The organism is Arcticibacter sp. (assembly GCF_045629565.1).
Lineage (GTDB): Bacteria > Bacteroidota > Bacteroidia > Sphingobacteriales > Sphingobacteriaceae > Arcticibacter.
Map to the genome: position 1 here is coordinate 36,465 of NZ_JAZQRL010000129.1, position 23,597 is coordinate 60,061.

Here is a 23,597-nt window from a genome sequence, read left to right on the forward strand (position 1 = left end):
CTAACTAATATCTATCGAGTCCACAATGATTAACACCATCAACGTTTCAGTTGTTTCACTACTGGTGAATGGTTGTATATTGATTTCAAAAGGTTTTATCCCTGCCCCCTTCTTATTAACTGGTTCTACCCTCAACCGTTCATTTGTCTGGCTCCTGCATAGGGCCGCCAGACGCTCTTTACTGATAGCCCAGTAATCAGCAGCAAATTCAAGAAAATTCACCTCCAGGATATCCTGTTCACGTATACTGAAGTGATTGAGGAAGAACGTATTGGCAGTGACCACGTTTAGATCTTTGTCGAGCTGGATGGCTGGTTCTTTCAATGCCTGAACCACTCCGGCGGAGTACTGCTGTAAGGTAGATAGCTTGAAAGCCATCTGCTTATAAGTTGTGATCGCGGTAAACGTTATAACAGCTCCGCTAATGAAGTTTTCGAGCGTTCTGTAAGGCATAATGCGAACACTGTACCACTCATTGGTCTTTGTTTTCACCTCCGTCTCTTCGCTTATCAGTCTGTCTATTACCTTTTTGATAATATTCTCTAAAGGCCTGTCAAAATTGGAAACGATATGTGTTATAGAGCGGCCGATATCCGAAGGTATGAGATTGAACAGCTTTTTTACTTGGGGAGTGAAACGCAGGATATTGAGGTTATTGTCAAGGAAGATGGTGCCTATCTCTGTCGCGTCGAGCAGGTTCTTCATGTCATTATTGAGCTGCGTGAGCTCCAGCGTTTTCGCCTGATACTGCGTATTAATGGTCATCAGCTCCTCATTGAGCGATTGCATCTCTTCTTTTGTAGTCAGCGACTCCTCGTTGGTGCTTTGCAGTTCTTCGTTCGTGGACTTCAGTTCTTCAAGAGATGTTTCCATCTGTTCGATCGTACTATGAAGCTGTAATTTCGTGTACACCAGTTCCTTTTCGAGATCTTCGACGTTGCTCATTTTTAATCCCTTAACACGGCGGGAGTTCTTTTTCCTAATGCCTTTGTCCTCAAAGATGACAAGGATGAGCCCTTGAAGCGGACGATCATTCAAGACCGTCGCCTTCATGGAGACCAATCTGACCATATCTCCTTCTTTAAGCACGATATCATCAACACTAACGGTCTCTTTTTCTGACTGTGCCTGATGGATAAGGTTGCCAAGAATATATTTCAGTTCTTCCCGGATCATCCGGTGAACATTCATGACAGCCTCCCCCTGCGGAAGGTTCATGTAGTTGTTGGTCTTTCCGTTGATATAGAGAATGTCGCCTTTTTCGTTGATCAGAATCGAGGCAGGAGTGAAATACGCTAATAAAATTTTATTGAAAGATTCCGCTATGGAGGTTTTTCTTCGACCCGTACCAGGAGCTTCGGGTGACGATAGCGTCATAGCCTGTTTATTTACATGGAAAGGGAAATCGAGGATCTTACCTACGAGATTGGTTCCCTCCTTTCTTGCAAATAGCTTCCACTTTGGATCTACTGCAGAGAACATTTCTGTAAAGCCACCTACACTTTCAGCCGGACCCAAAAACAGGAGTCCCGATGGTTTCAGTGAGTAGTGAAAAACAGGTATTATCTTCTTCTGCAACTCGGCGGTCAGGTAGATCATCACGTTACGGCAGGTAACTAGATCCAGCTTGGTAAAAGGGGCGTCCTTTATCATGTTGTGCTGGGCGAAAACAATCATTTCCCTCAGCTCCTTCTTAACGAAATAAAATTGATCTTTGCGTATAAAAAAGCGGTTGATACGTTCTTCCGACACGTCAGCCGCTATATTTTCACGGTAGCAGCCAATTCTGGCCCGTTCAATGGCCTCCATGTCCAAATCGGTAGCAAAGATTTGTATTCTGGGCAAGATAGACCTCTTCAGTTCGCTTAAGCATTCAGAAACAATCATCGCGATGGAATACGCCTCTTCGCCGGTTGAGCAGCCAACAGTCCAGATTCTGACAGGTTCATCAGTGTCTTTATTACCAAGTAAGATGCTCAACCGGGTTTTCAGTGATTCGAATGCCTCTATATCTCTGAAGAATTTGGTCACTCCAATCAGCAGCTCATTGAACAGGGCGTCAATCTCATGCGGATGTTCGCGAAGATAGTCGACATAATATCCGAGGTCTGGCAGCTGATGATAGGCGATCCGTCTTTCAATCCTCCGTACCACCGTGCTTGTTTTGTACATCGAGAAGTCGTGACCGGTATGAGAGCGAAGAAGCATCAACACTTTCTGAAGCGCATGGGAATTCATTAACTCCATGTGATCCTGTGAATCAACATTCTCGCTCAGAATGGGGTGGTTGACATATTGAATCAACTTCAGGGGCATTTCCTCTGGCGGTAGCACATAATCAACCATGTTCGTTTTTATGGCTGCAAGTGGCATACTATCATAGGCGGCAGTCGCCGGATCCTGAACCATGACCATACCGAGTCGCTCTTTTATAAGTCTCACACCGGTTTCCCCATCTGATCCCATGCCCGAGAAAACAACAGCCACGGCTTTACTCCATTGATCGTCAGCCAAACTTTGAAGAAAGTAATCGATAGGTAGGCTAAACCCTTTAGGCTTCGATTGATTAAGCAGCAAGAGCTTACGGTCATGTATTCCCATATCCATACTGGGCGGAATGACATATACATGATTTATTTCAACATATATGCCATCAGCAGCCTCCACTACGGGCATCCCAGTAAACGATTGAATCAATTCAGGAACACTACCCTGATGATTGGCATCGAGGTGCATGATAACCACAAACGACATCCCCGTGTCTGCAGGGATGTGCTTAAAGAAAACTTCATAGGAGCTGAATGCGCCTGCTGATCCTCCCAGGCATATAATCGGGTGAAAGCCTTCACTTGGTTTGTTGTCTTTTGTTTGCTTTGTAAGGGAGCTGCTCGCTTTTGTTTTGGCCATAATTTCGAATACCCACAAATATAGGAGTATTAGTTTACCCATAGTGTTTGCTCACTACCCATCTGTAACACGAAAAGATGCGGCAAGTACTATAATATGCTACGTATAAACCGAACTTCTTGTTAGCTGGCGACTGAGATTCTGCTTTTGTTCAAGATAGCCTCCTGGCAGATTTTATGCATAGAGATATAGGTTGCGTTCCATGAGTTCCCTTCCAGGAACGCGTCAACCTTGGTCAGCCAGGACGCCTTGTCCGTCCTGGCGAGTTCAATATCAATGGCTTTGACAAAGTCTCCCGAATGAAAGCCTATGTGTACTATCCGGCCCAGCCCATATGGATTAACCACATCCCGTATGGCGGTAGACACCACAGGTATACCTGCTGCCAGATATTCAGGAGTTTTAGTCGGACTTATGAAACGTGTAGAGTCGTTTATTAAAAACGGTATAAGCGCCACATCCCATCCCGAGAGATAGACTGGAAGCTCCTCATATCTTTTTGGCCCCAAGTAGTGGATGTTCGGCTTCTGAGGTAGCGTTGCAGGATCGATTTTGACCACTGGCCCGATAAGGATGATTTGCCAATCCGGTCGGGAATCTGCTATCGATGCAACCAACCCGATGTCAAATCGTTCATCGATAACGCCATAGAACCCGATCTTTGGACCCTTAAGCCCTTTCTGGTCAGCTGGTTGGAACTGATTCTTCCTGGCCTTTATAAAATGTTGTTTATCGATACTGCTTGGAAAAGGATGTATGTTGGCATGCTGGTCCTTTTTCGCTTCATAAAGAGATTGACCACCCGTGAAAACGACATCCGCTTTCGCCATCAACCTTCTCTCCAGCGCTTTGATAGACGGAGGTGCATATTTAAATGCCGAAAGTTCATCCATACAGTCATATACCATTAATCCAGGCTGATACTTGTCGCTAAACTCCAGCGCCATAGGTGTATAATACCAAAAAGCAACTCTTTGCATGCGCTCTTCAACAAGTAATGATCCTAATAACGATGTAAGGATGTTATTCTCCTCAGCCATCGACAGGTTTGCAGGAAGATGTGGGATGGTGACCCAGATATCGGATTCGCGCCTTGAAAAGGTCAGGTAAGGTTCACCTTCGGCATCGTAAACTGGTTCTTCAAAAAAATGAATGGTACTTTCATTGGAGAATCTCGAAAGCAGATGCTGTGGGCGTTGGTAAACGAAATCCCATCTGAGGTGGGAGAAACAAATAATATGTTCCGGAAAACGAGCCATGTTTTTCATAGAAGAAGGTTAGAATTAATATTTCAGTCATATTAACTACTCAAATTACCCTTCTTCGTTTGTGAACATGTATTAAATCAAGTACTTATTCTGAGAAATCAGTACTTATCTGGCCAGCTCTTCTGCCGATTCCCCCGTTTTATTCAACAACAGGAGGCTTTACATGGTCTGGAGGAGTTGATACGATCTCACCGAATTCATTCACGTAAGCTAACATACTTTCAAGACTACCACCTGTAGAATTTTGCTGACGCTCTTGTTTGCGTAGCTCTTTTTCTTCCTTCTTCTTTTGTCTTGTTTTTTCCAATTGCTTTTTCATGAAGGTTGCCTGTGACTTAGCCATAATAATTAAATTAAATTTATAAGCATAAAAAATGTAACCTCGTCATAAGAATTGAAACTGTTCGCTTAAGAACTTCCCCTGTTGTAACGGTTTGACAAACAAAGTGACTGGAAGTTGGAGATAACCGGTGGTTATCTAAACAGGTTACATAGAAAACACTAGAAATATACCGTTTGATGCAAAGGTACAGATTTATGGTCAGAATTCAAAGTCCGGGGAAGATCAGCTTCCCAGGACTTTGAATATGCACGATGCGCAAGAGTGGAGAATTTTAGCAAATTTTCAGACATCAGCTAGCGCGAACTTCTGACTCAGCCATTCCATGTTTCTTTTAATAGATGACGAAAACTCCGTCTGCTTATTGTCTGCGGCCAGTATCTGAAGCGACTGCAATACGTACATGCCTATGCGGATATCCTGGAGCACGCCACTTTGCTGGCTGTCCGGAAGGGACGAGATAAAAGTCAGCTCTGCATCAAGAAATTCGACGGTATTTTCTGCCATGTCCCTGGCCTGATCCTTTCGGTTACAGGCATAAAGATTTTTCACGGTCATCATCCGGTTCACCGTATCTGTGACAGTACTTATATCGACAGGTAAATCCCTAAGGCTCTTTTGCATCACAGCATCCGCCTGCATGCCTTTTCCCTCTGCGATCAGATTGTCGGCAAGTACATTGGCTAACTTCCATGTTTCTCCGATCGCCCTTCGTGTGTCGGGGTCATTGTAGGAGGCCTCCGAATATGAAGAAAGCTCAAACCTGGTCATGAAGTTAGAATACATGATATCTGAACGCGTCCGTTCTGATTTATCTGCTTTAATACCGGGTTCAGGCCTGAGTGGTAAAAGCCTGTAGGCGTAACCCTCCAGATGAAGATAATCCTCCAGTCCAACATAGGTATCTTCAGATACTGATGTCGCAAAGTAGATCGGACGTTTCCATTCATTACCGACCAAGATGTCGAAGAACACCAGGTCTGCCTTGGTGGCGAAATCCTTATTAAAGGTCCACTCGATATTACTTATCCTGTTTAGTTCATCATGCTTAAGGGTCCCGGTAGCAAGCAAGGTTTTCGCCTGAACTTCCAGTTTGAACTTTTTTGTAGGGAGAAAGTTAATGAATGAACCGTCAGACATCTGAACCTTATCCTCCTTTGCGTCCGACTTCATTACATCTACAAGATCACCCAGGTTCACGCTATCCGTAATTCCATAATCAACAAACGGAAAATAGTCTCTGACGCCGTCCATGTATATCGAGCGATCCATGCTTATAGGAAGCGGAGCCGACAGACCTGACGTTTTTTTCATTTGGCTGATGTAGGCATCGTCGGCCAGAAACTGCCTGCACACTACACGCACGTCAGTACGAATTCCTTCGACTTCCTGAGCGTACCATAGAGGAAAGGTATCGTTATCTGCATTAGTAAATAAAATAGCATTCGGAGCACAGGAGTTAAGATAATTTTTAGCCCAATGCAAAGCGGTGAACTTATCTGACCGATCGTGATCATCCCAGCCTTCTTTAAGCATCAATCCGGGAGCACTTATCATGCATATTGAAGCAGCCGCGACAAAAGACGCCTTAGCCGGGCTAACTCGCCTTAAAGCATCTTTAACTGCCATAAAGCCAAAGCCGATAAATATCGCAAACGCATAGAAAGACCCTACGTAAGCGTAATCCCGTTCTCTTACCTGAAGGGGGTCCTGGTTGAGATACAATACAATTGCGATTCCTGTCAGGAAAAACAAACTCAGAAGCGTAAAGAAATCACGTTTGCTTTTTCGATAGATCCATAATATTCCGGCAAGACCTATTATCAAGGGCAAACCATAAAAGATATTATGTGCCGGGTTATCTTTTACGCTTGGCGGCAAGCCACTCTGATTGCCAAGCCGTAATGCATCTACCGGTCGAATTCCCGAAATCCAGTTCCCTTCAAGTGTATTACCCTGCCCTTGATTGTCATTTTGCCGACCGGCAAAGTTCCAGAAGAAATACCTCCAATACATAAAACCTAGTTGCCAGGAACTAAAGAAGCTTAGATTTTCTATCATGCCTGGGCTTTGTCCTTCTTCTAAAGCAAGCCAGTACCTATAAAAATCTGCGTGACCTGGTTTTTGACTATGTGTTCTTGGAAAGACGTGATTCTTGTCATAATCGGTTTTATACTTAAAACCCGAGACCTCATACTTTCCGTCGTTTTTTCGATAAAAAGGAGCTCCTTGGTCGTGGCGGATTGGCTTGGCATCAAATGTCTGGCCGTATAACAGCGGTGTTGTTCCATATCCGGAACGGCCAAGATACTCATACAAAGAAAAGGGATTATCCGGATTACTGAGGTTTATATTGGGTTTGGCATTCGCCCGTATATAGATCATAAAATACGAGCTGTAACCGAGTAGCACGAATGTCAGGCATATCAGACCTAAATTCACAAGATACCACTTTCGCCTGATGGAGATGACCACCCCTGCAGCTATGACGGCTCCTACGAAGATAAGGAACAGCGCTGCCCCAGTGCCGAAACTTGCATGGAAGCTATTTACAAAGAACAAGTCTGAATTTGCTGCTGCCAGCACGAGATACTGAATGATTCCGTACTGGACCGCCGCTATCAAAAAACAACCCGTCAGGAAAGCAAAGCAGATTCCCTTCAACCGGGGACGCGGCTGCTTCTTGAAGTAATAGATTAGAGAAACCGCCGGAATCACCAATAGGCTCAGCAGATGTATACCTATCGAGAGCCCAACCACAAACGCTATAAAGACAAGCCAGCGGTCTTCACCCGATATCTCCCATTTCAATGCTGCCCAAAACACTATTGCTGTAAATAAGGTCGACATAGCATAAACCTCTGCCTCTACGGCAGAGAACCAGAAGGTGTCTGAGAAGGCAAAAGCGAGTGAGCCAACCATTCCGGCAACCAAAATGCTGGCCGAGGGCTGCTTTACACGTTGATAAATTCTTGTCCCTATCGAAGTTATCGTCCAAAATAAGAACATGACAGTAGCACCACTGGCCACAACGGAACTCATGTTGACCCAATAAGCGACTTTTGATGATTCACCAAACGAAAGCATTGAAAATAGTTTGCCAAGCATGAGAAACAGAGGTGCTCCCGGTTGGTGTCCCACCTGCAACTTATAGGCGGCGGCAATGAACTCCCCACAATCCCAAAAGCTGACCGTAGGTTCCATTGTCAACCAATACGTAAAACTCGTTATCACAAATAAGAGGACACCTATCAGCGAGTTCAATCGCTTGTAAGCATTGACGTCCGCCTCTGTTTGAACCACCGGCTGAAATTCAGAAAGCACCAGATGCTCCACAACTTTCATGTCAAAGGAAGTATTAGGGGGCTCCGACTCCAGTGCACTTACAACGTGGTCATACATTTCATCAAAAAGCTCCGGAGCGGTATTAACCTTATGGAGAAAAGTGCGGATGTCAGCAAGCTGTCGTTTGCTCAGGTTCATGACAGGTCAGGTTTAAGTTGTAGAAGTAATTGCAAATGACCAATGAAGCTCTCGGCCTCCTTCATTTTGTCAGCCAGTTCGGTCTCCCCTGCAGCAGTCAGCGCATAATACTTACGCACCCTGTTTTCATGCATCTCCGTATGGGTTATGAGCAGGCCTTCTGCCACAAGCTTATGCAGAGAGGGATAGATTGCACCTTCAGTTAGCTTTATCTCGCCGTTTGTGATAACCTTTACTTTCTGAGTGATCTCATAGCCATACATTTTCCCGTTTTCATGTAGGAGTTTTAAGAGGATAGTTTGCAAGCTTCCCTTGAGCATACTACTGGATATTGCCATGTACGAATATAACATATTCTATATACATAAGGAAATTATGTATATAGATTTCCAGTAAGTTATCTACAGCCGGACGAAAAAAAAAGCACCCCCCTTTCGGCAGGTGCTTTACGTAAATCACGGTAGAGACTGATTACCATCTATAAGTCAGTACCCCTGCGAAACTGCGCGGGTCGGTCTGATTGATCCAGGACGTGCGGTATGCGTTGTATCCGATTTTATCAAAAATATTGTTAAACAACACCCTTGCGCCGAGTTTGCTGGTGAAGTTATATGACACTTGCGCATTAACTGTAGTAAGCGACTTAATATCAAAAGGCTTCTGTCCGGGAACGATACCTTCATGGGTTACCGTTCTCGCCCAGTCGTTCATCGGACGCTTACCTACATAATAAACGCCCCCACCAATCGCGAGACCCTTCAGATCTCCATTTTTTACCTGATAATTAGCATATAAGTTATAAGTATGTTTCGGTGTGTTCAGTGGAGCTGAATTATAATAGTAAGACGTGTGATCTTTGTATTTTGCATCGATATAAGAATATCCCGCGATAACTTCCAGGTTAGACAGTATGCGGCCTGTCAGCTCCACCTCGATGCCTTTTCGCTCATCGTTGCCGCCTTTTTCATAAAATGGAGTAGGATTCCAGTTCTCATCATAAACAACCATTGCAAGGTTCTTGTTGTTGATCTTGTATAAGGTAAGGTTGAAGCGCAGCCTGTTGTTCAGCCAGTCAGATTTTACACCTGCTTCAAACTGGTCGCTGCGCGAGTTGCCTATAGGATTGCCGTTCACATCTATGTTCGCAGCGCTACGAAGGCTTGTTGAACTGGTGTATGAACCGAAAACGTTGATATTTTCCCTGGGGCTTAGCATAAGTCCTATCTGAGGATTCCAGGCTCCTCCAGTCGTTACTCCTATCTTTTCTGAACCTTTGGTCTGCGCGTAGCTATACCGTACTCCTAACACCAACTTAAGCCAGTTGCTATAGGATATCACATCCTGTGCAAGAGCACCATAATAAGTTTCATGTGCCGTAACCAGTACATCGTTTTCGAAAGGCTTGGTTGTAACAAGCTTATTGTTTACAGGAGCTGTTACATCTATGGTGTCTATAGCAATATCCTTGGTGTTACTTGTGGTTAAGCTGTTGGTACGAAAGTCAACTCCCACCTGGAATGTATGCTTAAACGGACCTGTATGTACATCTTGTCCGATCAAATCGAGTTGCAAAATAGAATTTTGATCATCGCGCGTAGAACCACTTACGGAACGGGTGCGTTTTGTATAATCACCTCTCACAGTGCCTAAACTTGCGCCGCTGTTGTCGACAAACAGATCAGACCGGATATAGGTTGTTCTAAGAGTAAGCTTATTGTTCAACTCACGCTTTAAACGCGCTGTGTAGGTCGTGTTTTTTGTCGTAGTAATATCGTTCGTGAAACCGAGATAACGGTCATACGGAAGATGATAAATGGCGTTGATGTCATTAGACGCCAGATTCACCGTTCCCAGGTCGGGCGTCCTGTCATCATTTAAATGATCCATCTCCAGGGTTAAGGATGTCTTGCTATCGGGTCTCCATTCCAGGGAAGGATTAACATAGATTTTATTTAAAGATCTTACTGGTCTGTAACTGTCTGACCGTTCGTAAACGCCATTCAACCGGAACGCCACAGTTTGCGCTTCGTTAACGACACCCTGTACGTCAAATGCCGGACGAACCTGTCCCCAGCTTCCCACTCTCAGCGAAGCACTGCCTGAATTTTCAAACTTTGGCGTCTTCGTTACCAGGTTTATGATACCACCCGGACTGCCTATATCGGTAGCAACACCCTGCGTGATCGCCGCAGCACCCTTTAAAACCTGAATGCTTTCAATTCCCTGCATGTCCGTTAAAACACCAGTACCGCGGAAATCTGAATTGGTACGGATTCCGTTCTTCAAAACCGGAATTCCTCTGTATCCCCGGGACGACATACTTTCTCTTACCCCACCATAAGTAGCAAATGTATATACCCCCGGAACATTGCGGGCAGCGTCCGAAATAGTCAAAGCGCCTTGCTGTTCAATTAAGCGACTTGATACCACGGAGATGCTCTGAATCTGATCGCTTGGTTTTAGAGGTAACCGTGTTATAACGTCAAGCTTCTCAGGCTGCTTGTTTCTTTCGCCGAATATTTCTACTTCGTCCAGATTACTCGTCTTCTCCCGAAGTTCGAAACTAAATTTCAGATCATCTCCCGGATGGATCTTAACACTTCTGATCTGTGGCTCGAAACCCACAAGGGATACCCGTAACTCGTAAACTCCTTCTTTCACATTCCTAAATTCGAAGAAACCGTTCTCGTTTGTCTTAGTACTTTTCTGAGAACCGTTTAGCGATACCGTTGCAAATACCAGACTTGCTCCCTGCGAAGTCACCCTACCGGTGATGCGTGCGGGTTCTTGCGCCATCAGGGTAGTTTGCGTGAACAGAAAAAGAAGAACAAACGTAAAATTTTTAATCATGATCATTATTTAGATTAATTCTAATTGGCGCCAAAAGTAAAAACACTTTAGCCAATTCCAAAAAATTATTAAGAATAATTCTAATTAACCTGCTTGCAGGAAACAGGAGTCTTGGATAATCTTTATTAAATGATACTATAGAATCCCTTTTTTGGCACCTTTGCTCGTGCAGCTAAAGGACGCCAATAGGTCTGCCAGATATAAAGTTTAGGGGAACCAGAGCGAAGCCTACAGAAAGACATCTGCTTACAAAGCCTGGAGTGGCATGAGCATTACTACTTACAGGGGTTTCATTAAAGACATCGTTTATATGGGTCCCATAATACCCGCTGATAGTCCCGAGATTAGTCCGACCTGATGAGTGAAAAGTCGGACTTTTCTCAGCCTTTCCTCTGGTCATCCACGCCTTTATATTGACGATGTATAACCTAAGTATAAAGGCTTCCTGAGCGGAATCCCTTACCTTGCTTCATACAATTTCTGCTAAACGCCGGACGATTTTGAAAAAACGGCGAAAAATCGACATTAACAGATTGGGAAACGGATTTCGTATTCTTACAAAGCGATAGCCGATTCTCTTTCGCTCAATCGAATTGGCTTATCCCGGTTTCATTCTTCAAGATAGTCAAGGTCCTTATTGAAACTTTCTTTGAGCTGTGTTAGTGCCAGCATGGCTATGCCGGTCAACAGAAATATCATAATATAACCAGCCGTAATAATAGAAAACTTGTGAACAAAATATTCGAACAGAAGGGTGCTGGGTATCAGGGCTCCGCGCACGAAGTTCGGCGCCGTGGTAGTGACCGTGGCACGAAGGTTTGTGCCGAATTGCTCCGATGCAATCGTAACGAACGTCGCCCAATACCCCACAGCAAGTCCCATAAAGAAAGCCAACCAGTGAAATTGATACGCGGTGATACCCGTACTGCTTAGATACCAAACTGAGCTGGCAACGATCATGATCTGAAAAACAAACACGGCCAGTTTTCTCGACCTGGTTATCTGAGCCAAAAAACCGGCGATAATGTCGCCTAAAGAAATACCGATATAAGTGAACATAATTCCTTTTCCTGCACTCAGCACGGTTTGAGCACCCAATGCCCGTCCAAACTCCGGTGCCTGAGTAACCAATATTCCCACAACAAACCAGATAGGTAATCCGATGAGTAAGCAGTATATATACCGCGATAGTCGCTCTTTGGAGGTAAAAAGCATCCATATATCACCTTTCCTGATCTTTTTGGAGGCGGTCTGGCTGAACATACCTGACTCGAACGTACCGACTCTTAATACGAGCAGTAATAACCCGATCCCACCGCCCACAAAGTACGCCTGGCGCCAGCTGTAATGCTCCGACACGTAGTAAGCCGCAATGGCACCGAGTACGCCGATACCGGCAACAATCATCGTCCCATAACCCCGTTTTTCTTTGCTCATGCTTTCGCTAACGAGCGTGATCCCGGCACCTAATTCCCCGGCAAGACCTATGCCCGCAACGAAGCGAATGAGAGCATAGCTATCAATATCATTTACGAACCCATTTGCAATGTTAGCTATCGAGTATAATAGGATTGACCCGAAAAGCACCCTGATCCGGCCGAACTTGTCGCCAATGATTCCCCAAAGGATTCCTCCGATAAGCAATCCACCCATCTGCATATTCAGGACATACTCGCCATCCAGGCGCATGTCAGCCTCCGGGATCCCTATATCGCGGAAACTTTGTACCCTTACAATGGAAAATATGACAAGATCATAAATGTCGACGAAATATCCCAGCGCGGCAACAATTACGAGAATGACAATGTTATTGGACTTAATTTCAGGCTTAGCGATCATTGGCAGGTTTTTATTCTTTAAATCTATACTTTTGACTTACAATTACGGACATTTAACCGACTAAAAAATGAAAGTATTTCAGCACGGTTTGAAGCTTAGAGAACGCTCCAGGGGTTTTCACCTGATCACCCAGGACATTGTCCGTGCGACTCCGGAGATCGCCGACATACACGCGGGCATGTGTTTTGTATTTATACAGCACACTTCCGCCTCTCTTAGTATCAACGAGAATGCAGATCCCACGGTTCGTCGCGATTTTGAAATGTTCTTTAACAAAAGTGTCCCTGAAAATGATCCTGATTACCTGCATACGGACGAAGGATCTGATGATATGCCGGCACACCTGAAGGCTTCGTTGCTTGGATCTTCTCTAAGTATTCCTATCCGTAACGGCAGACTTGCTTTAGGCACCTGGCAAGGTATTTACCTCTGCGAACACCGCAATTACGGCGGCGAAAGAGCGATCCTGATCACCGGTTGGGGAGAATAAACCGGGGAAAAGACTACCTTCGCAACTTAACTTACATCACATGCCTGATACCAGCACACGTTTAAATAAATATATCAGCGAAAGCGGGCTCTGCTCCAGAAGGGCGGCAGACAAATTCATTGAGAACGGCCATGTGTTTATCAACGGGAAACGTGCCAAGATCGGCGATCAGGTTCACGATGGCGATCAGGTGAGTGTAAACGGTCAGCATATCGAACCGAGGGAAAGTTCAGACTTGCTCCTTCTTGCCTTCAACAAACCGGTTGGGGTAACCTGCACAACCGAAAGCTCTGATAAAAGTAACATTGTCGAATATATCAATCATAGTGACAGGATTTTTCCCATAGGCCGGCTTGATAAGGATTCACAGGGGCTTATCTTCCTGACCAACAACGGTGACATTGTCAACAAGATCCTTCGCGCAGGGAACAACCACGAAAAGGAATATCTGGTAACAGTGGATAAGCCAATAACTGATCAGTTCTTAACGGGTATGGCAGGTGGCGTTCCCATTATGGATGTAATGACTAAAAAGTGTAAGATCGCTAAAGAAAGTCCTTTTGTTTTCAGAATCACCCTCGTTCAGGGACTTAACAGACAAATCAGAAGAATGTGCGAATACTTTGGATACGAAGTATTGAAGCTGGAGCGTGTGCGCATTATGAATATAAAGCTGAAGGGTTTGCCGCTGGGTGATTGGAGAGAGCTCACTGAGGAGGAGATGGTGGAAATTAAGCGGCTCCTGAATAAGTCCAGTTCAGAAAAGGGTGCATTATCCAAACCTAAGCCTTCCGGTAGAAATCAGTCTCCCGCCAACAAAAAACCTTCGTCAGACAAGTCCGTAAAAACCGGACCATCGCGTAGCAGCTCTGGTAAGACTGCCCCAAAAGGAAGAACGAAGGCTTCAGCAAAATCCGGTGGCAAGCCTTCATCTAAGCCGTCGAAAGGCTCCCGGTCCAGGCGTTAAAGCCAAGACTGTAGCAGCTACTTCTTCCTGATATAGATGTGCTTGATATTCCGATTCCCAGTATCTCTTTCATCTATCTCGAAGCGATTGATGCTTTTAATCAACGGCAGCATTTTTGGATATCCATAATTCCGGGGATCGAAGTCAGGCTTCTTTTTCAGCATGAGGTTTCCGAGCTCACCCAGAAAAGCCCATCCATTTTCGTCCGCCAGATCGGATATGCTGTCAGAAAATAAACGGATAATCTTCGGATCGATTTTACTCAAAGGCTGATTTGGCGTTTTGGGTTTCCTGGGAGACGCCTTTTTTGCATCCACCTCTTCAGGTGCTGTTTCCTCAGATTTAAGAATCTCTATATATATGAATTTATCGCAGGCCGTTATAAACGGAATCAGTGTCTTCTTCTCTCCTATTCCGATAACTTTCATGCCCGCCTCGCGCAAGCGTGTAGCCAGGCGCGTAAAATCACTATCGCTGGAGACGATACAGAATCCATCCACTTTACCGGTGTAAAGGATATCCATTGCGTCAATAATCAATGCGCTGTCTGTAGCGTTCTTCCCCGTTGAATAACTGTACTGTTGAATCGGTGTAATAGCGTTTTCTAATAAAACTTTCTTCCAGCCGGAAACAGTCGGCTTGGTCCAGTCAGCATAGATACGTTTGAATGTAGGCGTGCCGTACTTGGCAATTTCTTCAAACATTTCTTTCACATTAGCATAAGGCACATTGTCCGCGTCAATCAGTACAGCCAGCTTTAGATCTTTCTTAGTTTCCATTTAAAATGCGCAATGGCCAAATATGATTAATTTATACGGTATTATGGATACGCGGCACTACTCATTGTGGGCACAAACAGTCGATCGCCTGTCTGACGCTAATCAATAGCATACTCCGTTCTTAATGTGATCGAGGCAGTCTTGTTTTTTGAAGCGGTGTTAAAGGTGCCTCCATAACTGTAGTTTTCGTTACTGTTCTGGCCTGTTATCTGAAATACGCCCATATTCGCATACTTCAGCTCCCCCAAATTACTTCCCGCATTTTCGGCGATGCTTCCCGCCCTGTCTTTCGCGTCCTTACTCGCCTTGCTTAAAAGGTCAATCTTTAGTTCCGACAGTCGCGAGTAATAATACTCCGGAGCGTTTGAGTTGAGCTCAATGCCCATTTCGATTAGTCCGGTTATTTCCCGGCTTACCTTTTCTACTATGTTAATATTTTTAGATTCGATCTTGACAGTCTGAATCAGATTGTACCCGGCGAAAGTAGTCGAACTGATCTGACCCATATTGGTGTAAGAATACTCAAACTCTTTGTTTATTGTAACAGAGGAAAAAATCATCTCATTTTCCTTTAGTCCTTTATCGGTAAGATATCGTTTGATCGCATTTTCGTCCTTCTTAAGGGCTGCATAAGCTTCCCGGAGATCCATGCTTTTCTTGCTGTAATTGCAGTTCCAGACAATCAGGTCACTAACGAAGTTTTTCTCTGCTAATCCGGTCACTATAATGCGTTTTTTATCCTTGTATTTGTACTTGTATGCGCCGGCCAGCACGAAAGATCCTATTAATAAGGCAACAGCAATAACAGATGCAGTAATATATGTTCTCATTTTATGTATACGTGGTAAAGGAACCGATTGTAACAGCGGCGACCCGCAGCTGAATTCAGCTAATATAGGAAATGATGCGGACTAGTGTCCCGCATCACCTTCTTTCTTAAGTTGATCAAGGGACAGGTTGGTGGTGCCTCCCAGATTCTCTTCGATTTCCTCTTGCGTTCCCTGGGTTGTTAAAGGCTTTTGATTTGCCTGCCCATTTCCGCTGTCTGTTGGTTCTGCAGCTTCAGATGCCGTCTTGTTCTGAGCCGGTTCATCCTGCTCTTTGTTCCGGTCTTCCGGTTCGATATGATGTATCATAGGTATTTGTTTTATAGCAGTAATGCTTTTTACATGCCTTTTGTTTGTTTTGGCGCAAAAAGGTATCTTCGATCAGATCGGCAAGTATAAAATCTCGAGTTTCATAAAAAGGCTTAAACGCTTATCTTTACATAAAGATCCGCCATTACAATGCCTAGCCAAACCTCGCCTGCCACCCCAACCTTTTCGGGAATATGGTCAATTATAAAAAGGTCAATTCGTGGGGAAGACATAGATCTAACTCATGGGAGCCTTCGCACGGCCATCATTCTGTTGGCAATCCCCATGATGCTGGAGATGGCCATGGAATCGGTGTTTGCGCTGGTCGACCTCTACTTTGTAGGTCACCTGGAACACAGCAGCTATGCCATTCAGACGGTTGGATTGACAGAATCTGTTTTAGCCGTGCTCTATTCGCTGGCGATAGGGCTGAGTATGGCTACAACAGCGGTCGTAGCACGTAGAATTGGTGAAAAGAAGCCTATTGACGCTTCAAGGGCCGGCGGTCAGGCAATATTTGTCGCCCTGATTTTAAACTCCATTGTCAGTATATTCGGTATTATCTACGCAAAAGAGATTCTGCTGCTCATGGGAGCATCAGAAGAATCTGCCCGGCATGGCGAAAGGTTTACGCAGATAATGATGGGAAGCAGCGTCTTCATCATGCTTTTGTTCTTGATTAACGGAATCTTCCGCGGAGCCGGAAACGCAGCTATTGCGATGAAAAGCCTTGTCGTTGCCAACGCGATCAATATAATTCTTTGCCCCCTGTTGATTAATGGCATAGGTCCGGTAGAAGGGTTGGGACTCACTGGAGCGGCTATCGCCACCAGTATAGGCCGCGGCACAGGGGTTATCTATCAGCTCTATCACCTGAGCAATGGCAAGCACATCATCAGAATTTATTTAAAATATCTGAAGCCCCGATGGTATGAAATCATTGCGCTCTGCAAAATTGCCGGACCTGCGGTGCTCCAGTTTGTGATTGCCTCCTGCAGCTGGATTTTCCTCGCCCAGCTCGTTGCCGTTACTGGCGCCGATGAAGGTTCTGCCGGATACCAGACTGCGCTGAGGCTTATGATGTTTTTTATGCTGCCTGCCTGGGGGCTAAGCAACGCAGCAGCAACACTTGTTGGTCAGAATCTCGGGGCTGGACTCTTAGAACGTGCTGAAAAGGCAGTTTTTAAAACGGCGAGGTACAATGCGCTTTATATGTTGATCGTAACGGCTATTTCATTTGCCTGCGCAGATCTTCTGGTATCGTTTTTTTCAAACGATCAGGAAGTCAGGAAGGTCGCTAAGGAAGCAATATACATCATGAGCACCGCTTATGTACTTTATGGAATTGGTATGGTGCTGATCAACGCATTCAACGGTGCGGGCGACACACAGACCCCTACCTGGATAAACCTGGTTGGGTTCTGGCTCCTGCAGATCCCCCTAGCACACATACTGGCGAGGCATTTTGAAATGGGGCCTACGGGCGTATTCATGGCGATCCCCATAGCAGAAAGTTGCATCACCGTGGCAGGAATAATTTTATTCAGAAAGGGCAACTGGAAGTCCGTTAAAGTTTAACAACTAAATTCCGCAAAGAACCAGCACCATAAATTGTCAGGTTCCTGCATTTATGGTGCTTAGGAAAGGCCAGTTTATATGGACTATGATCAGCTTGAGGGAGTCACTTCCGTTTAAACTCCAGGCAAACGCACCATTAAATGCAGTTTACTTCTTTTTTTTGGAAAAAATCTGCAATCTTTGCGCCTCCTTAAAAAACATCAGGCCAAATGGCAATTTCCAAAAATTTCTACCTTATCTTCATATTGGGGTCTCTGGCAGCCCTGGGTCCGTTTTCTATAGACATGTACCTACCCGGGTTCGATGCAATAGCTCAGGATCTCGGCACAACCGTACCGAAAGTTTCCCTGTCTCTATCGGGCTTTTTTATTGGTATTTCTTTCGGACAGCTTCTTTATGGGCCGCTTCTTGATAAATTCGGAAGAAAAAAGCCGCTATACATTGGATTGGTGCTCTATGTTATCTCCTCCCTCGCCTGTCTGGCAGTGAAAGACATCAATCAGCTGATTATCCTTCGCTTTGTCCAGGCAATCGGCAGTTGTGCTACAGCGGTCGCTTCTGTAGCCATGGTCAGAGACTTATTCAGTGTAAAAGAAAGCCCGAAAGTATTCGCTTCATTAATGCTTGTCATAGCTATTTCACCGATGCTGGCACCAACAGCCGGAGGCTATCTGATCGCCGCCTACGGATGGCAATCAGTGTTCGTCTTTCTCGCCGTTATGGCAGCGCTCATGTTGGTTTCAGTGGTTTTTTTCCTGCCTGAAAGCTTCACCCCCGACCCGGCGTATTCATTAAAACCTTCTCCTATTATTAAAAGCTTCCTCGGTGTAATCGTCGAACCTCAGTTTTACACTTACGCATTGGTTAGTGCCCTATGCTTCGCCGGACTATTTACGTACGTAGCTGCTTCCCCGGTTGTGTTTATGAATTTGTATGGTGTCAGCAAAACGGGCTACGGATGGATTTTCGCGCTATTGTCCGTTGCTTTCATTGGCTCCAGCCAGGTCAATAGTTTGCTGCTCCGCTGGTTCAGCAGCAAGTCTATTGTTAAATGGGCCTTGCTTTGCCAAACGCTCTTTAGTATCTTATTTCTGACGGCCGCGCTCAATGATATGCTTAACCTTTACAGCACTATCACCTTTATCGCGATGTTCCTGGCTTGCCTGGGGCTCATCAATCCAAACGCGTCCGCCTTATCCCTGGCACCTTTCTTTAAGAATGCGGGTAGCGCATCAGCATTAATGGGTGCCATACAGATGGGTTTGGGCGCATTAGCATCGGTATTAGTAAGCCTTTTTCCGGAAGATTCAGTCCTTCCAATGCCCTTGATTATGACAGTTGTCGTTACCGCTGCGGTGCTCATACATACGGCTGGCATAAAGAAGCTTAGAGCCACAGACCGTTAACAGATCCAGGTTAATCAGGAAGCCCTGATCCCGCGATGATTTTTCGGAATGTCACCCGTTTTCCCATGTGTTCCCAGATAACGCTACCGTCTCTGGCAGTGTCACCCTGTGCATTGAAAATCTTGCCGCCCGTCCTTCCGGCTTTGATACACCTCCAGGTTTGGTCACCAACATAAATGGTTCTCCCTAAGCCAACCGGACGTTCCTTCTCCCAAACGTTCTGCGCAGCGAACCCTGAGTTAACCGCTATCCAGCGTTCCAAAGGATTTAGTACATTGTAAATCACCGAGCCCTGAGAGTAATTTCCGTATTCAGGTACCGAAGAAGCAAAACTTTCACTGATAATCCAAGGCTTCCTTTTTTGGTGAAATCCTGGTATAATAACGGCAGGTTGATCGTCTGTACTTCCTGAGAGATTATTCTTAAAGCCCGTAGCCGGAAAGGGTTTTCCTGGTGTAACCTCGTAAGACGACACTATCTCGGCAAATCCAATCTCATCTGTGCGGTGACCGCTGATCTGATTATCGGCCACAATGAGATTATTCAGCTTGGTATAGCCTTTGCCCGAAAAGTAGATTCCGTGCGTAGTAAAAACAGAATCCTTTAAGGTATTGTATGTGAGTCGTTTATTATTCCTCAGCTGATTCGCTGATATATTAAGATGGCTCAGCCAGCCGTTTATAGCCTCGACGAAAATATCCGCACAAACGTCTTTGCTGAACCAGTTGCGGCCATCGGTGACTATATTGTTCCGGATCATTCCGAAAAGGTTTGTAGCCACCGCACTCATATAAATGCCGTTCCCTCCGGCCGCACTGACGGTGTTGTTCACTACCTTGATATCCCTTCCTTGTCCATTGACAAATATCCCATTGTTTTTGGTGACCGACACCGAATTACCCTCCACGAGTATATCCTCACTTCTTCCCTTTTTACTATTCACAATCATAATTCCGTTACCATCTTCAATCCCCATCAGTTCCCGGGGATTTCCAGTGTCCCCTATGCTGCTGATGTTATTAGACCTGACCTTTACCCGAAAGGCGTCTATCACGTAAATCCCGCAACTTTGAGAATGCGACTCAGGATTTTTATGGTTAAAACTGAATGCTCCTCTGATGAAGTTGTCACTGATTACCGCATTAACGGCTGTTCCCTGCGCATAATCGTCGCCATAAAAGATCGCCGCTGCAGAACCCGCATCTCCAGCATTCTTGTTTCCTGCCGCGAAGAAAAAATTGCCGGAGATGATGGTCTGGCTGCACCGTTGAACGTCTATACCATTGTCGCCGGTATATTCAATCCGGTTTTCCCGGATGTTGAGGTTCTGACACTGATGATTGGCAAGACCTATTCCAGAGATATGCGATAAAATATTCCCCTGAAGATTTACCCGGTTAATACGATAGGTAGATATAGCGTGTGTACCGATATAGCTGAATGTATTGTTAAGGATATGTATATCGGCCGATTCATTTCTGCCGAAGTTGCTAATGGCACCGTCAACTGCCTTGAAATCTATGTTATACCTCCCGATTCTTCTGAAGTCACAACCCTTTATGGTAATATTCTTGCCCCGGAAAATGATGCCCCGTCCATGGGCATCGCTAAAGCCGCAGTTTTCAATCAGGACCCGTTCAGAGGCCTTTGTGTCGAAGCTGATATTAACAAGCGTATAGCGGCCTGCGGTGCGTTTTGATTTCTGATCGGCTGCTACCGGCCTCCCGCCGGAGAAACCCAGCGCTTTGATGCTGATATCTTCACCACCTATATGAACCAGCGAAGGCTGATCAGCAGTATACAGACTATCGGTAAAGATTACAGAGCTCGCTTTCCCGCTGCCTTCAATGGTGACTCCTGAAGGAATGTTCAATGAAGCGGTTGCAGGAATATAGTACTTTCCTACCGGCACTCTCAGCACCTTTCCGGTTTTTGCTGCCAGATTGATTGCGTTCTGAAACGCAACAGCATCGTTCCTCCTTCCGTCGCCTTTGGCGCCAAAATCCATCACATTCAGCTCTAAATCGCTGCGATTGGCAAATACACCGGTGACAACTGAAAATTGTATAAGTAATAAAATTAGAAAACGCATAGGATAAATTATTCTGGCTGTTTCTCCTCCCGATCCACCCAATAAGGTAGAGATAAGAATATCCATAAAGAAAGGTATGCAAATTCAGGAACTGATCCCATCAGGATGAAGAACAACGCAGTAAGTGCAATTAAATAGTATTTTTTAAAGACGGCGTCTTTCACTTGAACAAACGCATGCCTGAAATAGAATAAGGTAAATGCCACCAATCCCAGTACACCATTATTGACAAGAAGGGTCGAAAAGAAGTCCGTAGATCTTACGTACCCCCAGCCTAATCCGACAAGTTTCCCTGTAATGCTTAGCTGATCTTTCCAAAAATAGTATTGACTCAGAAAATGGCCTGAGCGCTCAGATCCTGATTGATTGCTTCCGGTGAATTTATCAATGAACACACTTTGTACCAGTTTATGAACGGCCGGTGATGTGAAATATAAAATTACCATAACCATGACACCGATGGGTACGAACCAGATCATTTTTCTCCTGATCTCCGCATCGGCAAGACTCGCTCCCCCCACGAGTACGACAGCTCCCAGATATGCCGAGGTGGAGAATGTGAAAAGCAGGGCGATTCCTAAAAGTACAAAGTCAACATATCGCTTAAGCGGAATACAAAGCATCCAGAATGGAATAACAGCGAACGCGAACATCGAAGGCTCTCCTGTAAGACTTTTCAGGCGTTGCATACGCAGTCCACCCAAGGTGATGGTTTGAAACAAACTACCGCTTCCGGGTTTGTTATTAAACACCCGGTTACTGATCACATCACCATTCACCCCGGTTAGCTGGAAGAGAATTATCTCTAAGATACCTAGCACAGCGATGATGCGTAAACCCAGATAAAGATATCGAAGATGCGAACTGCATGCGTAATGTTTCAGGTAAAGATAGGTGAGGATTCCAGCAAAGAGATAGATACTTTGTCCGAAAAAGGTCGGTCTTAGCAGTGTTCTTTGGAGATCTCCCTTATCCGTCAATGTAAGCGAGGGATCGAGAGACACTTCAAACCACCAAACATGCAACTGCGCCAGCAGATTCAGAACGAGGAAGACGGCGGCAATTATCAGAAGCTCCCTTAAAAGGCCTTTATCGCTAAAAAAGCTCCATGCAATAAAGAACGGAGCCGCCAGATAAACCAGCATATAGGAGGGAACCGATAAGGAAACAGGTGGGTAGACTACAACTGAAACAATAAAGGACAGGCAAAGCAGGACGGCCAGATAGACATGAATGCTCTTACGCAACTTTCTTTCCTGCATAGGTATTCGCTAGTTCTAACTGATATTTTGCGCCTGAAGTTTCAATCGTCTCTGTAACCATGGAATTGAGTTTGGTCGCCATTTTTTGTTTATAGACCTTATTGACGAAGCCAGTCAACTTAGCGATGAAATTAGGCGCACTAAATAACTTCGCGTGGCTGCGGATAAAAATAGGGTCAAATTCCAATTTCTCAGACTTTTCAATGGCCGCAATGAGCGAGCTGGTAGATTGCTCTTCGAAGAAGACTGCGGTACACTTACTACTATCGCCCATATAAGGAACCATCGTTTCTCTGACCCCTCCAACGCCATAAGCAATCACCGGGCGTCCAGAGGCTGCTGCTTCCAGTGGTGTAATGCCATAATCCTCATGCTGTGGAAATATTAGGGCTTTACAGTTAGCATAGAGTCTGGCGAGCTGGGCGGCGGACTGTCCCTTTCTAAAACTGATATTGCTTCCAGCCAGGGCCATGAGCTCCTGCTCCTTTGATCCGGTACCTACAATAATTAACTTCTTGTCCGGCATCTCATTGAAGCTCTTCACGACGAGGTCTACCATTTTATAGTCCTCCAGTCTGCTCACCACCAGGTAATAGTCTTTATCTTCCATGGAAATATAAAAATTATCCAGCTTGGCGGCGGGGTTAATAATACTTACCGGTTTTTCAGGGTGGTAAGACTTTTCAATTCTGGCCTTCACTTCCTTAGAATTCGTCAGGTAAAAGTCGCTCGCTTTAGCAGCCATCAGATCCAGCTTGCGCAAAATCCGGGAAGCAAACAAGAAAATATTTCTGATCAACAGGTTCGACGATTTAACTATAGAATAAGAAAAAGGTCTCCACGCCAATCTAAAGGGCGTATGGCAATAGGTAACTACCGACGCATTCTTATCTGCGCGTACGAACTTCCCACAGTGTGTAGTAGATATCAACACAATATCATAACCTTTTAAATTGAAACTGCGCATGGCCAGGATAGCAAAGGGGAAATATAATAGCTTAATGAGCTTTTCGCTCTTCCCGATATATTGAAACCAGGAAGTGAAGATCTTAGCTGTCTTAAATTCTTCGTATGTTTTATCGGGATTATAGCATAAGGTATATATATCTGCCTCAGGATAAGCGTTATGCATATCTAAAACAACTTGCTCGGCTCCGCCGCGTCTTACTAGTTCGTCATGTACTATTGCTACTTTCATGT

The 23,597-nt window shown here is 45.0% G+C and carries 18 protein-coding genes; 4 read left to right on the forward strand and 14 right to left on the reverse strand.

All coding sequences use genetic code 11. The annotated features are described in order from the left end of the window. The 8 genes from ACKI5J_RS18980 to ACKI5J_RS19015 form a co-directional block, all read right to left on the reverse strand. The gene (locus ACKI5J_RS18980; RefSeq protein ID WP_407431362.1) at nucleotides 1-2,949 is read right to left on the reverse strand and encodes a CheR family methyltransferase; all 2,949 of its coding nucleotides are present in this window, start codon (nucleotides 2,947-2,949) and stop codon (nucleotides 1-3) included. Between the two features lie 80 nt (nucleotides 2,950-3,029). Further along, nucleotides 3,030-4,175: a glycosyltransferase family 1 protein gene (locus ACKI5J_RS18985; RefSeq protein ID WP_407431364.1), complete on the reverse strand. Its 1,146-nt coding sequence runs from the start codon at nucleotides 4,173-4,175 to the stop codon at nucleotides 3,030-3,032. Nucleotides 4,176-4,314: 139 nt separating this feature from the next. Continuing rightward, complete coding sequence (locus ACKI5J_RS18990; RefSeq protein ID WP_407431366.1) at nucleotides 4,315-4,518, reverse strand: hypothetical protein; 204 nt, start codon at nucleotides 4,516-4,518, stop codon at nucleotides 4,315-4,317. 282 nt (nucleotides 4,519-4,800) lie between these two features. Then, nucleotides 4,801-7,998, reverse strand: coding sequence for a DUF2723 domain-containing protein (locus ACKI5J_RS18995; protein WP_407431368.1), 3,198 nt, complete (start codon nucleotides 7,996-7,998; stop codon nucleotides 4,801-4,803). After that, nucleotides 7,995-8,351, reverse strand: a complete 357-nt coding sequence (locus ACKI5J_RS19000; protein WP_407431370.1) for a PadR family transcriptional regulator — start codon at nucleotides 8,349-8,351, stop codon at nucleotides 7,995-7,997. The genes ACKI5J_RS18995 and ACKI5J_RS19000 overlap by 4 nt, the downstream gene beginning before the upstream one ends. 118 nt (nucleotides 8,352-8,469) lie before the next feature. After that, nucleotides 8,470-10,848, reverse strand: a complete 2,379-nt coding sequence (locus tag ACKI5J_RS19005) for a TonB-dependent siderophore receptor (RefSeq protein ID WP_407431372.1) — start codon at nucleotides 10,846-10,848, stop codon at nucleotides 8,470-8,472. A gap of 172 nt (nucleotides 10,849-11,020) precedes the next feature. Beyond that, nucleotides 11,021-11,248 carry a hypothetical protein gene (locus ACKI5J_RS19010; RefSeq protein WP_407431374.1) on the reverse strand — a complete coding sequence of 76 codons (228 nt, stop codon included), beginning with the start codon at nucleotides 11,246-11,248 and terminating at the stop codon, nucleotides 11,021-11,023. A gap of 209 nt (nucleotides 11,249-11,457) precedes the next feature. Next, nucleotides 11,458-12,687: an MFS transporter gene (locus ACKI5J_RS19015; RefSeq protein ID WP_407431376.1), complete on the reverse strand. Its 1,230-nt coding sequence runs from the start codon at nucleotides 12,685-12,687 to the stop codon at nucleotides 11,458-11,460. A gap of 67 nt (nucleotides 12,688-12,754) precedes the next feature. Here ACKI5J_RS19015 and ACKI5J_RS19020 point away from each other — a divergent pair, with 67 nt between their 5' ends. After that, complete coding sequence (locus tag ACKI5J_RS19020) at nucleotides 12,755-13,177, forward strand: secondary thiamine-phosphate synthase enzyme YjbQ (protein ID WP_407431378.1); 423 nt, start codon at nucleotides 12,755-12,757, stop codon at nucleotides 13,175-13,177. A gap of 40 nt (nucleotides 13,178-13,217) precedes the next feature. Then, the gene (gene rluF / locus ACKI5J_RS19025; protein ID WP_407431380.1) at nucleotides 13,218-14,144 is read left to right on the forward strand and encodes a 23S rRNA pseudouridine(2604) synthase RluF; all 927 of its coding nucleotides are present in this window, start codon (nucleotides 13,218-13,220) and stop codon (nucleotides 14,142-14,144) included. A 17-nt stretch (nucleotides 14,145-14,161) separates the two neighbouring features. On the opposite strand, the gene ACKI5J_RS19030 is transcribed toward rluF, so the two are convergent. The 3 genes from ACKI5J_RS19030 to ACKI5J_RS19040 form a co-directional block, all read right to left on the reverse strand. Continuing rightward, nucleotides 14,162-14,923: an NYN domain-containing protein gene (locus tag ACKI5J_RS19030; RefSeq protein WP_407431382.1), complete on the reverse strand. Its 762-nt coding sequence runs from the start codon at nucleotides 14,921-14,923 to the stop codon at nucleotides 14,162-14,164. Nucleotides 14,924-15,021: 98 nt separating this feature from the next. After that, a complete protein-coding gene (locus ACKI5J_RS19035) occupies nucleotides 15,022-15,753 on the reverse strand; it encodes an SIMPL domain-containing protein (protein WP_407431384.1) in 732 nt (243 codons plus the stop codon). An 81-nt stretch (nucleotides 15,754-15,834) separates the two neighbouring features. After that, a complete protein-coding gene (locus tag ACKI5J_RS19040) occupies nucleotides 15,835-16,059 on the reverse strand; it encodes a hypothetical protein (protein ID WP_407431386.1) in 225 nt (74 codons plus the stop codon). Between the two features lie 150 nt (nucleotides 16,060-16,209). Between ACKI5J_RS19040 and ACKI5J_RS19045 the strand changes: the two genes are divergently transcribed. Next, nucleotides 16,210-17,637 (forward strand): MATE family efflux transporter, encoded by a 1,428-nt coding sequence (locus ACKI5J_RS19045; RefSeq protein ID WP_407431388.1) that lies wholly within the window; start codon nucleotides 16,210-16,212, stop codon nucleotides 17,635-17,637. A 209-nt stretch (nucleotides 17,638-17,846) separates the two neighbouring features. Next, complete coding sequence (locus ACKI5J_RS19050) at nucleotides 17,847-19,043, forward strand: multidrug effflux MFS transporter (RefSeq protein WP_407431390.1); 1,197 nt, start codon at nucleotides 17,847-17,849, stop codon at nucleotides 19,041-19,043. A gap of 10 nt (nucleotides 19,044-19,053) precedes the next feature. On the opposite strand, the gene ACKI5J_RS19055 is transcribed toward ACKI5J_RS19050, so the two are convergent. From ACKI5J_RS19055 to ACKI5J_RS19065, 3 genes are read right to left on the reverse strand one after another with little or no spacing between them, the layout of a single operon-like run. Next, nucleotides 19,054-21,201 (reverse strand): right-handed parallel beta-helix repeat-containing protein, encoded by a 2,148-nt coding sequence (locus ACKI5J_RS19055; protein WP_407431392.1) that lies wholly within the window; start codon nucleotides 21,199-21,201, stop codon nucleotides 19,054-19,056. Further along, nucleotides 21,144-22,397, reverse strand: a complete 1,254-nt coding sequence (locus ACKI5J_RS19060) for a hypothetical protein (RefSeq protein WP_407431394.1) — start codon at nucleotides 22,395-22,397, stop codon at nucleotides 21,144-21,146. The genes ACKI5J_RS19055 and ACKI5J_RS19060 overlap by 58 nt, the downstream gene beginning before the upstream one ends. After that, a complete protein-coding gene (locus ACKI5J_RS19065) occupies nucleotides 22,375-23,595 on the reverse strand; it encodes a glycosyltransferase (RefSeq protein ID WP_407431396.1) in 1,221 nt (406 codons plus the stop codon). Before ACKI5J_RS19065 ends, ACKI5J_RS19060 begins: the two co-directional genes overlap by 23 nt. Nucleotides 23,596-23,597 lie beyond the last annotated feature (2 nt).